Raw genomic sequence first — 14,718 nt, 5'->3', positions numbered from 1 at the left:
ACGCCCGCAGGGCATAACCATTATTATGTCAACGTTCGTCGGCAGGGAAGCGCACACCGAGCTGACGGCGGATTTCGTCGAGTAGCTCCATCGTGATCAGCGAGTGGGTGTGCGAGTTGACGGCCGATTCCATCGTTCCGGATTGAATCAGGTCGATAAATTCGGCTACTTCGTAGTAGTATTCGTTATGAGTGGGAGGCGTGAGCAGGTCGACTGTTTCGCCTTTGCGGGGGGTGAAGCTCACGCGACCGATGATGTTGATGCGGTCGGCCGTAATCGTTCCGCTTTCGCCCTGAATTTCGGTAGGCAGCGTCGAGTCGGCGATTTTTCCGTAGAGGACGGTGGCGTCGAGGCCTCCGTCGTACGTAAATTGAACGGCCGCCTGTCCGTCGACACCGCTGAAAAGTTTGACGCCCGAGGCACGGACGGTTTTCGGTCGGCCGAAGAGTACGACCATCGGATAAATCGTATAGACGCCGATGTCCATCGTGGCGCCGTTGCTCAGTGTGGGTTGAAAGGCGTTGAGCACGACGCCTTCCTTGAGTTTGTCGTAGCGCGACGAGTATTGGCAGTAGCAGGAAAAGTAGCGCCGGAGGGTGCCGACCCGCGGCAGTTGCTCGCGGATGACGCGGAAGCCGGGCGTGAGCGTCGGTTTCATCGCCTCCATCAGCACGACGCCCTGACGACGTGCCGTGGCGATCATTTCGCGCGCTTCGACGGCGTTCGAGGCCAGCGCTTTTTCGCACAACACATGTTTGCCGTGGCGTATGCACACGATGGTGTGCTGTGCATGAAACGCGTTGGGCGAGGCAATGTAAACGGCATCGATCAGGGGGCTGGCCGCCATCGCTTCGAGCGAGGTGAACGTATGCGGAATACAGTGTTTGTCAGCGAAAGCCCGCGCCGTCTCGTGCGAGCGCGAGCAAACGGCCGAGAGTTCGAACCGTTCGTCTTCGCGCCCGCCGGCTATCACCCAGTCGGTAATAAAATTCGTACCGACTACACCGAAACGGACCTTATTCTTCTTCATTTGCGGAACGGCGGTTTGACGATCCGCGCCTTCAGGTCGCGGTTACGCACACGGATGCACACGTCTTCGCCCACCTTGGCGTGAGCCGCTTCCACGTAGCCGAGCCCGACGCCGATTTTCATCATCGGCGACATCGTACCCGACGTTACGCGACCGATGACTTCGCCCTGCGGACAAACGATTTCGTATCCGTTACGCGGCACGCCCTTCTCCAACAGTTCGAAAGCGCAAAGCTTGCGAGACACGCCTTCTTTCTTCTGTTTCTCCAGCGCGGCGCGGTTGACGAAGTCTTTGCCGTCGACGAATTTCGTAATCCACCCCAAACCGGCTTCGATGGGCGAAGTCGTGTCGTCGATATCGTTTCCGTAAAGGCAGAATCCCATCTCCAGACGCAGCGTATCGCGCGCTCCCAGTCCGATGGGCTGAATCCCTTCGGGTTTTCCGGCCTCGAAAAGAGCGTCCCATATCTTGCGTCCTTCGTTCGGATAGAAATACAGTTCGAACCCTCCCGCGCCGGTATAACCGGTGTTGGAGATGATCACGTTCGGACATCCGGCAAATTCGCCCGTGACGAAGCCGTAGTAAGGAATCGACGAGAGGTCGACCGGCGTCAGGCGTTGCATCACCTCGGCGGCTTTCGGGCCCTGCACGGCCAGCTGCCCCATATGGTCCGACGCATTTTCAAGCTCGGCGCCCATCGTGTTGTGCTTCACGCACCAGTCGAAGTCTTTCTGCACGTTCGAGGCATTGACTACAAGCAGGTATTTCTCGTCTTCGTAATGATACACGATGATATCGTCGACGATTCCGCCCTGTTCGTTGGGGAAATAGCTGTACTGCGCCTTCCCGACCGGCAGTGAAGCGACATCGTTCGATGTCACTTTCTGAAGCAGTTCGAGCGCTTTCGGCCCTTTCACCCAGATTTCGCCCATGTGCGAGACGTCGAAAACGCCTACGCTCTGGCATACGGTCTGATGTTCTTCGATAATCCCCGCATATTCGATCGGCATGTTATATCCGGCAAACTCATGCATTTTCGCACCCAGTGCGATGTGTAAATCGGTAAATGGTGTTGTCTTCATTTCTATTTCGTTTGATTGGTAATTATATGACATAGTTGAATAATCGTTTCCTTGCTTTTTTCGAGCGAACGAACCGGCAGATATTCGTATCGCCCGTGAAAATTCAGTCCTCCGGCAAACAGGTTCGGGCAGGGCAATCCCATGAACGACAAACGCGCCCCGTCCGTACCGCCCCGTACCGGACGAATACGCGGCGTAACGCCTGCCGCACGCATCGCCTCGCACGCATATTCGATCATCTCCATTCTCGGTTCGATGATTTCGCGCATATTGTAATACTGGTCGCGCATCTCGATCGTTACGCAACCGGGATACTTCGCCCCCATTTCGTGCACGAGCGTACGGAGCAAGTCTTTCTTCTGCTCGAAGAGAGACCGGTCATGATCGCGTATAATATAATGTAAGGAGGCTTCCTCGACGGTCGCTTCCAAGCGCGTCAGATGAAAAAAACCTTCGTACCCGCTCGTTTTCTCCGGCCGTTGTTCGGTCGGCAGCGAAGCGCTCAGCTCCGTAGCCAGCAGAGCGGCATTCACCATCTTGTTTCGGGCATAGCCCGGATGCACGTTCCGCCCTTTGATCGTGATCACAGCTTGCGCGGCGTTGAAATTCTCGTACTCCAACTCGCCGATTTCCCCGCCGTCGATCGTATACGCCCAGTCGCAACCGAACTTATCGACGTCGAACCGGTCGGCGCCCCGCCCGATTTCTTCGTCCGGCGTAAAGGCGACGCGCACCTTGCCGTGAGCGATCTCCGGATGCGTAAGCAGGTATTCCATGGCCGATACGATGGCAGCCACGCCGGCCTTATCGTCGGCGCCCAGCAACGTGGTTCCGTCGGTAACGATGAGCTCCTGTCCCACGTAGTTCGCCAGCTCCGGAAACGTATCGGGCGAAAGCACGATACGCTCCGACTCGTTCAGCACGATCGTGCCGCCGTCGTACGTCACGATCCGCGGCTTGACGTCCTTGCCCGTCATATCGGGGCTGGTATCCATGTGAGCAATAAATCCGATGGTGGGGATGCCTTCACGCTGTGTGGTGGCAGGCAGAGTGGCCATGACGTAACCGTTGGCATCGAGCGAAACGTCGTCCATTCCAATGGCCGTCAGTTCCTGCGCCAAATATTCGGCTAAATGCAGTTGCCCGGATGTGCTGGGCGTCGTCTGCGCGTCCTCGTCCGAACGGGTATCGAACGAGACGTAACGAAGAAAACGATCGGTCGTGTCCATGTACTTTTTTGTTTTCGCAAAAGTACGAGAATTTTCAGGATAACGAAAAAAAATTTGATTAGTCGGAAAAAGGGCGTATCTTTGCGCCGGGAAAGTCCTACACGACCAGCTCCCTCGGAATTCCCCCAGGGCTTGACCGCAGCAAGGGTACTTGGTCGTAGCGGTGCGATGTAGAAAGCTTTCCCACCTGCCTCTTTAGCTCAGTTGGCCAGAGCACGTGATTTGTAATCTCGGGGTCGTTGGTTCGAATCCGACAAGAGGCTCCAAAGCGAGAGAAATTCGAGCTTTTTCATGAGCGCGCCGGATACATCGTTTGATTTGTATCTGGCGCGTGTTTTATACAAGAGGTAGAATTTCCCTTAAACAAATTTTTATTTTACCTTTGCCAACCGAAACAACATAAATAAAACCGATGGATATATCAGTAGTCGTACCCCTGTATAACGAAGCCGAATCGCTCCCCGAACTGCACGCGTGGATCGAACGGGTGATGAACGAGCATCATTTCAGCTACGAAATCATCTTTGTCAACGACGGAAGTACCGATCATTCATGGCAAGTGATCGAGCATCTGGCACGACAGTCGGCACACGTGAAAGGCATTAAGTTCCGACGTAACTACGGCAAATCGCCGGCGTTGCACTGCGGTTTCCAACGCGCCGAGGGCGACGTGATTATCACGATGGACGCCGACCTGCAGGACAGTCCCAACGAAATCCCCGAACTCTACCGGATGATCAAGGAAGACGGCTATGACATCGTGTCGGGGTGGAAAAAGAAACGCTACGACAACAAACTGACAAAAAACCTCCCCTCGAAACTCTTCAACGCTACGGCACGAAAGTTCTCGGGCATCAATCTGCACGATTTTAACTGCGGACTGAAATCGTATCGGCGCGAAGTGGTGAAGAATATCGAAGTCTACAACGACATGCATCGCTATATCCCCTATTTGGCTAAAATCGCCGGATTCAACAAGATCGGCGAGAAGGTCGTGCATCATCAGCCGCGTAAATACGGCGAAACGAAGTTCGGTCTCGACCGTTTCGTCAATGGATACTTAGACCTGATTTCACTCTGGTTCACCTCGAAGTTCGGGAAAAAGCCCATGCACTTCTTCGGACTTTGGGGAAGCGTGATGTTCCTGATCGGCTTCGTGGCGCTCGTGGCCGTGCTGATCATGAAACTGATTTCCATGTACAACGGCGACCTGCGGCCGCTCGTTACGACTTCGCCCTACTTCTACATCTCACTCACGGCTATGGTAATCGGTACGCAACTCTTTCTGGCCGGATTTATCGGCGAATTGATCTCGCGTAATGCTCCGAGCCGCAACAAGTACAAAATAGAACAGGAGATTTAAAGCCCTATCGGCATTTAAATGTTTATTTGTTGAGTTGTTCATTCGTTGGCTGAATGCTGAATATTGACTGCTGGATGGCTGAATAGCATCACACACGCCGAATCCATATTTTTTAGCAAAACATCGATGGAAAAACGTTTATTTTTTTTGAAATAAACATCTCCTACGTTTTTTTGCACACAAGCGCGTGAACCTTTCTCCGTCACCTTTTTATTTTTGCCCGAAATATATAGATATCGGGCTATGGAAAAACGCTGCGTGTTGTTTTTGATCTTAGGATTGCAGGTGTGTATCGCCGCATCGGCACAGAAAGATTGGTCGGCAAAAGATTCGCTGTGGTTACAGCGTGTGTTGTCGGGTCAGGAAAAGTTAAAACTGAACGAAGAAACCCTGCGAGCCATCCGCTCCGGCACGCTGATCAACCCCGCTCCCGCGCAACAAATGAAACACAGTCCGCTGGAATTACCCATCGTCAAATCGTTCGACAGCATCATCCGCCCCGAAAGCCATCGCAAACTCCATCTGCTCCCGCCTTCCGTTTTCATGCTGTACGATCTGAATAAAAACAACAAATCGGCAAACGATCCGGATAGAGCTACAAATAAATCGGGCGGAATGATGTTATCGGAAAGACAAATCGAAGAGATGAAGATATTAATGAAAATGAATGTAAAAAAAACGACGGTAGATGACCAACGAACGCTTCCAAGTCCATATATAACGTTCAGTGCCGAAGATATTGCCCGAAGCATCTTTTGGCCGAGTCACCGCGCCAAAAAACGCAATGCGCGCAATGCACAAGCCTACAAACAATTCGAGGTCGCCCCTCCGTCTATTTCGAAGGAAGAACACGAACGCCGCCGCCTGAACGAATATATTAACCGATTAAGGGAATATGCAAAGAAACGTCTACTCTCCGACTCGGTACCTCATCAACCGGATTCGGTCGATATAGATTTTAGGATACGGAAAAGCCGGTGACTTGATGCGGATATACCCGTACACACGCTGTACCGGATTATACGACGTACCCTGTAATGTATATTGATGAAATCCGTTCCCGACGATCGAATCTTTTACGACGAGCGTCGAGTCGGGCATGTCGGCACGCAGATTCACTTCCAACACCTGCCTGCCCGGTGTCAGTCCCCAAACGTGCATTTCCCACACGAAACGACAATCGGCCGGATAGGCCTCAGCAGGTTTCAGATCGAACACAATTTTATTAGACAACGACTTAGGAAAGAAAACATAGCATCGTTTATCAACCCACAGATCGACCGAATCGGCCAACGGAGCATCGAATGCTTCGGCTTTCACTTCACCGAGGGCGTTTATACGCTTGTCTACTTCGGCCATCGCCATATCGTGGACACGCATATAGATATCGATATTTTTACCGTACCATATCAACGAACTGTCATACACGGCCTGCGTCAGACCATGTTTTTTAAAGACCGACTGGAACAACGCGTTTTTTTTATCAAACGATGCATACGTGTACGGATCATCGTTAATAATCGTTTCTGCCATCTGCATATCGATCAGCACATCACACATTTTTTTCTCCGGAATAATTCCTTTGGGCGTGTGGCTGCATGCCGACAACAAGATGACAGTCGAGCATCCGATGAAAAATCGCTGAAATTTCCTGTCCGGCATGTATCGAACCTACTTCGTCGAAAGACTCTTGGAAAGAGTGCGATGATAAAACAGCAACAAGATCGCTCCTCCGACACAAATAGACGAGTCGGCCAGATTGAAGATCGGCCGGAAGAAAATAAACTCCTCTCCGCCCCATATCGGAAACCAGTCTGGGAAAGTGGTTCGGATGAGCGGAAAATACAACATGTCCACGACTTTGCCGTGCAAAAGAGAGGCATACCCTCCGTCGGCCGGCATAAACGTAGCGACCTGTCCGTAACTGTGATCGAAGATGACGCCATAGAACACACTGTCGATGATGTTACCGAGTGCTCCGGCAAAAACCAGTGCAACGCAAGCAATAAAGCCAAACGAATAATTATGTCGTACGAGGCGAATCAGGTAGTACGCAATGGCAATCACCGCCACAATGCGAAAGACGGACAGCACGAGCTTGTTGAAAAACTCCATCCCGAAGGCCATGCCGGGATTTTCGGTGAAGTAAAGCTGAAACCATGAAAAGATTTCAATGCTTTCGTGCAGTTGCATGTGGGTTTTCACCCATATTTTCGAAGCCTGATCAAGAAAGAGAAGCAGTAAAATAACGACTACTGCTCCCCACGCTTTTTTTCCTTTCATCAGACGCGCCGCTTATCTTACTCCGCTCTGTTTGGCCTCGATGCTCAATGTGGCATGAGGTACCGCACGCAGACGTTCTTTCGCAATCAGCTTACCTGTTTCACGGCATACCCCGTATGTTTTGTTCTCGATACGGATCAATGCGGCCTGCAAGCTCTGAATAAATTTCATCTGACGTTGCGCCAGACGGCCGGCTTCTTCTTTCGACAAAGTAGCCGCCCCTTCTTCCATCACTTTAAATGTCGGTGAAGTATCGGAGACGTCGTTGCCGTCGGCGTTCGTAATCCCCGATCTCAACAAGTCGTAATCTTTCTTCGCTTTATCGAGCTTCTCCATGATAATGGCGCGAAATTCTTCCAGCTCCGCATCCGAGTATCTTGTCTTCTCAGCCATAATTCAGTCCTCCTTTTATTTGGTTTTCAAAAATACGATATTCTTTTGATATTACACCATGTCGGCTCAAACTTTTTCGATGTTTACGTATAATTTAAAATCATCCAGATCGAGTTCTGTCGCATCCGGCAGATTTTCCGTCATTTCGATCGACTCAGCAAGCACTTGCTTTTGAATATAATCGGCATAATCACTGATTGTTCCGTTCATTTCCGGCGCGGGTACCATGGCAATACGTATCTTGTCCGTGATTTCCAGTCCGCTGCTTTTACGCAGATTTTGAATGCGGTTCACCAATTCGCGTGCCAATCCTTCTTTGCGAAGCTCGTCCGTGACGGTAATGTCGAGCGCGATTGTCAGGCGTCCCTCGTTAGCCACAAGCCAGCCGGGAATATCTTCCGAGATAATTTCCACATCGTCCGATACAATAACACTTTCCACCCCTTCAAGGTTGAACGTAAACGAACCGTTTTGTTCGAATAAAGCGATATCTTCCTGCGTCATGGCCTGAATGGCGGCGGCCAACTGTTTCATAACCTTTCCGTAACGCGGCCCCAGCTTCTTAAAATCGGGCTTAATCTTTTTCACCAGTACACCGGCCGAGTTATCCGCGAAATTGAGTTCTTTTACATTGACTTCGCTTAAGATTAAGTTTTTTACCGCTTCGATATGTTCCTTCTGCCGGTCGTCGGTCACCGGCACCATGAGGGTTTGCAACGGCTGACGCACCTTAATATTCACTTTACGGCGCAGCGCGAGCACCATCGACGAGATGTTCTGCGCAATCTGCATCTGTTCTTCGAGTGTTTGGTCGATCATCGCCTCGTTGCACTTGGGGAAGTCGCTCAGATGTACGGATTCCGCCTTGTCGCGTCCGGTTACGGTGATCAAATCGATAAACAGACGGTCGGCGTAGAACGGCGAGATCGGCGCCATCAGCTTGCTGACCGTTTCGAGACAAGTGTAGAGCGTCTGATAAGCCGAGAGCTTATCCTGTGTCATGCCTCCTCCCCAGAAGCGGCGACGGTTGAGACGGACATACCAATTGCTTAGGTGATCATTCACAAAATCCGAAATCGCCCGTCCGGCACGGGTCGGTTCGTATGTTTCATAAAACTCATCCACGTCTTTGACAAGCGAGTTGAGCAGCGACAATATCCAGCGGTCGATTTCGGGACGTTCGGCCATCGGCACATCCGGCTCGCCGTAGGTGAAACCGTCCACATTCGCATAGAGCGCGAAGAACGAATACGTATTATATAATGTACCGAAGAATTTGCGACGCACTTCTTCAATACCTTCGACATCGAATTTGAGGTTGTCCCACGGCGAGGCATTCGTAATCATATACCAGCGCAGCGGGTCGGAACCGTATTTTTCGATCGTCTCGAACGGATCGACCGCATTGCCGAGGCGTTTGGACATCTTGTTACCGTTCTTGTCGAGCACGAGCCCGTTAGAGACGACATTCTTAAACGCCACACTGTCGAAAATCATTGTCGCGATAGCATGGAGCGTAAAGAACCATCCGCGCGTTTGGTCTACTCCTTCGGCAATGAAATCGGCGGGATAGACGTCGCGTCGATCGAATGCGTCTTTATGCTCGAACGGATAATGAATCTGCGCGTAAGGCATCGCGCCCGAATCGAACCATACATCGATCAGGTCGATCTCGCGTTTCATCGGTTTTCCTTGCGGAGAAACCAGCGTGATCTCATCGACATACGGACGATGCAAGTCAATCCGGTCATAATTCTCCGACGTATATTCGCCCGGTTTGAAACCGTTGTCCTTATACGGATTACTCTTCATGAGACCTGCGGCAACGGCTTTTTCGATTTCGTGATACAGCTCTTCGACCGATCCGATACAGAGTTCTTCCGCGCCATCGTCGGTACGCCAGATCGGGAGCGGCGTACCCCAATAACGGCTGCGGCTCAGGTTCCAGTCCTGAAGGTTTTCGAGCCATTTCCCGAAGCGTCCCGTTCCGGTGCTTTGCGGCTTCCAGTTGATCGTCTCGTTAAGCTCAATCATCCGGTCGCGACAGGCGGTGGTTCGGATAAACCAGCTGTCTAACGGATAGTAAAGTACCGGTTTATCGGTACGCCAGCAATGCGGATAATTGTGCACATGCTTTTCGATCTTGAACGCCAATCCCTGCTGTTTAAGCATGACGCACAAGTCGATATCGAGCGTCTCGTCGTTTCCATTGAGTTGGGGATCGTAGTCGTTCTTCACATAACGACCAGCATATGCTTTATAGCTCAAAACGTTTACATTCTTCTTCACATAATCGTCGTCAAGGTCTTCGAGACAGTAAAAACGACCTTTCAGATCGACAGCGGGACGCAGGTTTCCGGCTCTGTCGACCAGCTGTAACGGAGGGACACCGAAATTCTTGGCTACCCGGGCGTCATCGGCACCGAAAGTCGGTGCGATATGTACAATACCCGTACCGTCGTCGGTTGTCACATAGTCGCCGGAGATGACACGGAACGCGCCTTCACCGGGATTGAACCAAGGTATCAGTTGTTCGTACCCGACGCCGATCAGGTCTTTACCTTTGCATGCGGCGATTACTTCGAACGGAATCAGCTTGTCGCCCGGTTTGTATTCGCCGAGTGACAGTCCGGCCGCTTTCGGATTAAAGTACGCATCCATACAAGCTTTCGCCAGAATATAGATGTTCGGCGCTCCGGAATACGGGTTAAAAGAGCGGACCGCCACGTAATCGATGTCTTCGCCGACACACAACGCCGTATTCGACGACAGCGTCCAGGGAGTTGTCGTCCACGCTAAGAAATAGACACTGTCCGTCTCTTTGCCGAATACTTGTTTCAAGAAGTCATTCTCTTTTGCAGCAGGTATTTTAGCACGAAACTGCGCCGTCACCGTCGTATCTTTCACATCACGGTAGCAACCGGGCTGGTTTAATTCGTGCGAGCTAAGCCCCGTACCCGCCGCGGGCGAATAGGGCTGAATCGTATATCCTTTGTATAAAAGTCCTTTCCGGTGCAATTCTTTGAGAAGATACCAGAGCGTTTCGATATATCGGTTGTCGTAGGTGATATACGGATGTTCCATATCCACCCAATAGCCCATCTTGTGTGTCAGGTCCTCCCATTCTTTCGTGAACTTCATCACGTTTTTGCGACAAGCCATATTGTAGTCGGATACCGATATTTTTTTACCGATATCTTCTTTCGTGACACCGAGTTCTTTCTCTACTCCAAGTTCTACGGGCAAACCGTGTGTATCCCATCCGGCCTTTCGGTCGACACGATATCCCTTCATCGTCTTGTAACGACAGAAAATATCTTTAATCGAACGGGCTATAACGTGATGAATGCCGGGCATACCATTGGCCGAAGGAGGTCCTTCGTAAAAAACGAAGGACGGTGCGTCCTTGCGGATATTCAGACTCTGGTGGAAGACATTACGGTCCTGCCACTTTTGCAGCACCTTTTTGTTAATGTCTGACAAATCGAACGTAGTATATTCGGCAAATCGATTATTCATCATGTATTGTACGTGTTTCTAAAAAATTGCCGCAAAGGTAAGATTTTTTGCCAAAATAAAAAATCAGACGTACGAAGAAAGACCGCCTTCAAGCGGAAGAGATGTGAGAAAACGGAGCTTCCTTCGGTCTAACGTATCCGCAGACAAAAAAAGGCTATAAATCTATGGTTTATTGATTATTGAACAAAAAAATGACTACTCGGTCACACAGCCAATGGTATATGTCAGTCTGAAATACCACGTTTCCGTAAGTTCCGAATAGCAGTCTGATCCCCCTTTGCTGCGGCTTTGCGATACCATTTGACGGCTTCGGCCTCGTTGCGTTTCACGCCCTGCCCTGTTGCGTAAATCACCCCCAAGTTATTCATGGCAGGCAAAACGCCTTGTTCGGCCGCTTTCAGGTACCACTTGGCCGCTTCACCATAATCCTGCGGCACCCCGCGTCCCGCGAGGTAACGATTGCCCAGATTATACTGCGCCATGGCATAGTCCTGCGCTGCTGCCCGACGATACCATCGCACTGCTTCGGCATCGTTCTGAAACACATCTTTCCCAACATCGTAGAGATACCCCAGTCTGTTTTGTGCCGCGGCCTCTCCCTGTTCGGCTGCTGCACGAAGCTGCCCGACGTATTCAGGCTCTTCAGGTTCGTTCAGGGCGTCCAGAATTTGATCGATCTGAGGCTTTTCTTCTCCGCTATCGACAGGGAGTTCTTCGTGGGAAGAGGCATCGGCCGAAATATCCGGTTCAGGAAGTTCTTCCGACGCGACGGGTACAACAAGCGGTGCTTCGGCAGGAGGTTCCGACTTCGGCATTTGTTTTCCCTTAACAAAGATACGCAACGCACACGTCCACGAACGGCCGGGCACGAACTCGTCTTCGCCGCAGTCTTCCGAAACGACCGCCTCTTTCGGTATTTTCAATCGCTCAAGCAGGACATCCAGCTGTGCCATGCGTTCCGGCATATGCCGATAATAAGGCCCCACACAAACGAATGAATGGTATCCCTCGGGAGCATCACCGATGAGGGCTGCGAGATGTTCGACTGTCCGGATAGACATGCCGGGAAGATTGGAAAAAAGATGCAACGTGCGCTGCGGAGTGCCGGAAAAAAGGTCGTCCGCTTTCAACTCGTCCATATATTTGCATACCGTACGGATTTCAGAATGCGGAAAAAAGCGACGCACGTGCAAAGCCGCTCGTTGCAAGCAACGCTCCGATGGATCGATCAACGTGAACCGACGAACCAACGAAGTAAGATTCTGCGCCTGCAGAAAATCATGATACACCATCGCTCCGAGCCCCTGCCCGCAACCATAATCAATCCATTCGATCTCTTCGCTGAAAAATGATTGAGGCAAACAGCTGTAAGCTTTCTGCAAACGCGCTTCGTGCAGATCGCCAAACGCATAAAGATAAGCAGCGAGTTGTGGCTCGGTCTCCTGCAAGTTACCGCTATCCTTCAATTCATCGAAAAGTTTGTTTCGCTGGTCGTCCGAAAGCTCCGAAATAAACCGATCGGACAAAGCCTTCACCGAATGAAAAGTCGGAGACTGTAAAGTCTCTATCAAAAACGAATAATTGGTGCCGTGTTCCATCATAGCGTTTTTCCTCCGTATTTTATACTTCTTTTTTTGACGTTTTTCCGACAGATTAAGTACAAAATTAGCCCCTGTTTGCGAAGCCTTAAAAAATAGTTTTCAACAACACACCCCAAAAAGTGTTGAAAACTTTCATTTCACACTTTTTCTTTTGCGTTTATCGACGCACCACAAAAACCACCCCACTTCTGTAAATTTCAGGCAAATAAAGAGAACCCAACGCCCTTCCCCAAACACAACAAATCATTTACACACAACAAAACAAACACAAGTTAACAAAGCTTTGCGTTTTTAATTCAATCGTCATGCGTTATTTCCCGAAAAAGTTCCTTATTTTTGCCGCAAATCTTACGGAGAATATGCGCAAAACAGCTATATGGCAAGAAAAAGGATGGCCTTACCTGACATGGAATTACCAAGAGGTAATGTCCATATTGGGAGAGGTGCGTAACCGGCAGGGGCGACTTGTCGGCAAAACGAGCTTGCTGGGCATTGATCTGAAAAAAAATGCGCTGTTGAACTCCATCTCCAATGAAATCATCCGGTCAGCCGAACTTGACGGACAGATACTCGATGCTCAAAAAGTACGGTCCTCTGTGAGCCGTCAGCTGAAATTGGAAAAGAGACAGAACCCCGATGACGATATCGATATGGCCGTCGACGGCATCGTCCGTGTATCGACCGATGCGTTGCTGAACTATCTTCAGCCCATCACGGAAGAACGTCTTTACGGTTGGAAGGATGAGCTAAGTCCGGAAACATCGTGCCATACTGACGTCCTTACACCGACCATTACGCCCGGTGTGCTTCCTCCTTTCGCCATGCAGGACATGTCGCCGATTTCCAGGGAGATGAAACGATTTATCAGGTGGATCAATACGACGCATACGACCGATCCGGTTATCAAGGCCGGAGTGGCGCATGTTTATTTCTGGCTCCTTCACCCGTTTGCAACCGCGAATGGGCAAATTGCACGGACGATAATGCATCTTTTCCTCGCACGAGCCGACAATTCCCGGCAACGCTTCTTCTGCCTGTCCGAGCAGTTTTGCAAGCGGAAAGAAACGTATCATCAATTGATGCAGACCGTTTGCAGCCGGGATATGGATGTCACCGAATGGCTTATGTGGTTTCTTCATTGTCTGGAAACGGCGTTGACCGAGGCCGAAGCATCCATCACACGTATTCTGGAAAAATCGAAGTTCTGGGAGAAATACCGACTGGTACGCCTGAACGACCGTCAAGTCAAGATGATCAACCTCTTGTGGGAAGGGATGGACGACAAACTGACCTCATCCATTTGGGCGAATATCAACCTCTGCTCTCCCGATACGGCACTCAGAGACATTCAAGACCTCATCGACAAAAAAATTCTGCACAAACACGGCGACGGCGGCCGAAGCACCTCATACGGGTTGAAAAACTGAACCGCCCCCGCTCCTCTCCTGCCCTTTCAGACATCAATCATCCGCATAGCTTCTTCCGGCGTTTCGGCCACTTGCCACAGCGTGCGTGTCTGCGAACGCATAAATTGTTCGTCTTCCGCACGGTTCAACATCTCCAACAAAGGATCATAATAATGGTTCGTATTGAGAATCACCACTGGATGATGATACAATCCCAGTTGCCTCCACGTGATGATTTCCATCAACTCTTCCAATGTACCGCAACCGCCCGGCAGAGCAATGACCGCATCGGACATATCGGCCATCCGCTGCTTGCGCTCGTGCATCGTCTCGACACGAATCAGCTCCGTAAGCCCCGAATGACACCACCCGTTATCGACCATAAAATGCGGAATGATCCCGACGACGGTTCCTCCCGCCTTCAACGTCGCATCCGAAACAACCCGCATCAGGCCGAAACTTCCGGCTCCGTTAATCACCCGCCACCGGCCTTTACCAAGCAGTGTTCCCAAAGCTTCAGCCGCCTCGGTATATCCCGTATCGATCCGCGAACTGGACGCACAATACACACAAACTGAACGCATATTCTATCGTTTTTTAAAGAAGCCGCAAATTTAGATAAAATCCCTGATATTGTATACCGGCAGATAAAAACACCAGACCGGGACCCTGTTTCCTGCCCTCCTCCCGCGTATTCTTAGCCACAATTTCACGATCTTGGAGGGACATTTTGTCGTTTCCCTGCCATTTCGTCAGAAAAAAGTTCGACATCGAACCTTTTTGCTCCGACATCTGAGCTTTTTGCTCCGATA

General features: G+C 50.7%; 12 protein-coding genes and 1 tRNA gene. 4 read left to right on the top strand and 9 right to left on the bottom strand.

Features of this window, described 5'->3' with window-relative positions:
* Positions 1-28: 28 nt before the first annotated feature.
* Genes Q4A89_RS10205 through pepT form a run of 3 tightly spaced genes read right to left on the bottom strand, consistent with a single transcriptional unit; the run spans position 29 to position 3,341 of the window.
* Positions 29-1,030: a Gfo/Idh/MocA family protein gene (locus tag Q4A89_RS10205; RefSeq protein WP_303185322.1), complete on the bottom strand. Its 1,002-nt coding sequence runs from the start codon at positions 1,028-1,030 to the stop codon at positions 29-31.
* Positions 1,027-2,112, bottom strand: a complete 1,086-nt coding sequence (gene gcvT, locus Q4A89_RS10200) for a glycine cleavage system aminomethyltransferase GcvT (RefSeq protein ID WP_303185320.1) — start codon at positions 2,110-2,112, stop codon at positions 1,027-1,029. Before gcvT ends, Q4A89_RS10205 begins: the two co-directional genes overlap by 4 nt.
* A 2-nt stretch (positions 2,113-2,114) precedes the next feature.
* Entirely contained in the window at positions 2,115-3,341 is a 1,227-nt protein-coding gene (gene pepT / locus Q4A89_RS10195; RefSeq protein WP_303185318.1) for a peptidase T, read from the bottom strand.
* A 189-nt stretch (positions 3,342-3,530) separates the two neighbouring features.
* Between pepT and Q4A89_RS10190 the strand changes: the two genes are divergently transcribed.
* The 3 genes from Q4A89_RS10190 (at position 3,531) to Q4A89_RS10180 (ending at position 5,685) form a co-directional block, all read left to right on the top strand.
* Positions 3,531-3,607 (top strand) — tRNA-Thr (locus Q4A89_RS10190).
* A 146-nt stretch (positions 3,608-3,753) separates the two neighbouring features.
* The gene (locus tag Q4A89_RS10185; protein ID WP_303185317.1) at positions 3,754-4,704 is read left to right on the top strand and encodes a glycosyltransferase family 2 protein; all 951 of its coding nucleotides are present in this window, start codon (positions 3,754-3,756) and stop codon (positions 4,702-4,704) included.
* A gap of 243 nt (positions 4,705-4,947) precedes the next feature.
* Positions 4,948-5,685 carry a DUF4858 domain-containing protein gene (locus Q4A89_RS10180; RefSeq protein ID WP_303185316.1) on the top strand — a complete coding sequence of 246 codons (738 nt, stop codon included), beginning with the start codon at positions 4,948-4,950 and terminating at the stop codon, positions 5,683-5,685.
* On the opposite strand, the gene Q4A89_RS10175 is transcribed toward Q4A89_RS10180, so the two are convergent.
* The 5 genes from Q4A89_RS10175 to Q4A89_RS10155 all read right to left on the bottom strand — a co-directional run bounded on the left by Q4A89_RS10175 (position 5,614) and on the right by Q4A89_RS10155 (position 12,500).
* Positions 5,614-6,366 (bottom strand): DUF4296 domain-containing protein, encoded by a 753-nt coding sequence (locus tag Q4A89_RS10175; RefSeq protein WP_303185315.1) that lies wholly within the window; start codon positions 6,364-6,366, stop codon positions 5,614-5,616. The genes Q4A89_RS10180 and Q4A89_RS10175 overlap by 72 nt on opposite strands.
* Before the next feature lie 9 nt (positions 6,367-6,375).
* The gene (locus Q4A89_RS10170) at positions 6,376-6,987 is read right to left on the bottom strand and encodes a lipoprotein signal peptidase (protein ID WP_303185314.1); all 612 of its coding nucleotides are present in this window, start codon (positions 6,985-6,987) and stop codon (positions 6,376-6,378) included.
* Between the two features lie 12 nt (positions 6,988-6,999).
* Positions 7,000-7,380, bottom strand: coding sequence for a TraR/DksA C4-type zinc finger protein (locus Q4A89_RS10165; protein ID WP_124752355.1), 381 nt, complete (start codon positions 7,378-7,380; stop codon positions 7,000-7,002).
* Positions 7,381-7,446: 66 nt separating this feature from the next.
* Entirely contained in the window at positions 7,447-10,899 is a 3,453-nt protein-coding gene (ileS, locus tag Q4A89_RS10160; RefSeq protein ID WP_303185323.1) for an isoleucine--tRNA ligase, read from the bottom strand.
* Between the two features lie 224 nt (positions 10,900-11,123).
* A complete protein-coding gene (locus Q4A89_RS10155) occupies positions 11,124-12,500 on the bottom strand; it encodes a tetratricopeptide repeat protein (RefSeq protein WP_303185313.1) in 1,377 nt (458 codons plus the stop codon).
* 359 nt (positions 12,501-12,859) lie between these two features.
* On the opposite strand from Q4A89_RS10155, the gene Q4A89_RS10150 reads away from it, so the two are divergent.
* Positions 12,860-13,927 carry a Fic family protein gene (locus Q4A89_RS10150; RefSeq protein WP_303185312.1) on the top strand — a complete coding sequence of 356 codons (1,068 nt, stop codon included), beginning with the start codon at positions 12,860-12,862 and terminating at the stop codon, positions 13,925-13,927.
* Positions 13,928-13,953: 26 nt separating this feature from the next.
* Here Q4A89_RS10150 and Q4A89_RS10145 read toward each other — a convergent pair whose 3' ends face one another.
* Positions 13,954-14,490 (bottom strand): TIGR00730 family Rossman fold protein, encoded by a 537-nt coding sequence (locus tag Q4A89_RS10145; RefSeq protein ID WP_303185311.1) that lies wholly within the window; start codon positions 14,488-14,490, stop codon positions 13,954-13,956.
* Between the last annotated feature and the right edge of the window lie 228 nt (positions 14,491-14,718).

It is taken from the genome of Tannerella sp. (assembly GCF_030528505.1).
Lineage (GTDB): Bacteria > Bacteroidota > Bacteroidia > Bacteroidales > Tannerellaceae > Tannerella.
This window is presented reverse-complemented; position numbering and strand designations above follow the sequence as displayed.

Bases quoted from the DNA above. Each gene is read 5' to 3' on its own strand.
- Q4A89_RS10205 (WP_303185322.1), bottom strand. From the start codon at position 1,030: ATGAAGAAGAATAAGGTCCGTTTCGGTGTAGTCGGTACGAATTTTATT.
- gcvT (WP_303185320.1), bottom strand. From the start codon at position 2,112: ATGAAGACAACACCATTTACCGATTTACACATCGCACTGGGTGCGAAA.
- pepT (WP_303185318.1), bottom strand. From the start codon at position 3,341: ATGGACACGACCGATCGTTTTCTTCGTTACGTCTCGTTCGATACCCGT.
- Q4A89_RS10185 (WP_303185317.1), top strand. From the start codon at position 3,754: ATGGATATATCAGTAGTCGTACCCCTGTATAACGAAGCCGAATCGCTC.
- Q4A89_RS10180 (WP_303185316.1), top strand. From the start codon at position 4,948: ATGGAAAAACGCTGCGTGTTGTTTTTGATCTTAGGATTGCAGGTGTGT.
- Q4A89_RS10175 (WP_303185315.1), bottom strand. From the start codon at position 6,366: ATGCCGGACAGGAAATTTCAGCGATTTTTCATCGGATGCTCGACTGTC.
- Q4A89_RS10170 (WP_303185314.1), bottom strand. From the start codon at position 6,987: ATGAAAGGAAAAAAAGCGTGGGGAGCAGTAGTCGTTATTTTACTGCTT.
- Q4A89_RS10165 (WP_124752355.1), bottom strand. From the start codon at position 7,380: ATGGCTGAGAAGACAAGATACTCGGATGCGGAGCTGGAAGAATTTCGC.
- ileS (WP_303185323.1), bottom strand. From the start codon at position 10,899: ATGAATAATCGATTTGCCGAATATACTACGTTCGATTTGTCAGACATT.
- Q4A89_RS10155 (WP_303185313.1), bottom strand. From the start codon at position 12,500: ATGATGGAACACGGCACCAATTATTCGTTTTTGATAGAGACTTTACAG.
- Q4A89_RS10150 (WP_303185312.1), top strand. From the start codon at position 12,860: ATGCGCAAAACAGCTATATGGCAAGAAAAAGGATGGCCTTACCTGACA.
- Q4A89_RS10145 (WP_303185311.1), bottom strand. From the start codon at position 14,490: ATGCGTTCAGTTTGTGTGTATTGTGCGTCCAGTTCGCGGATCGATACG.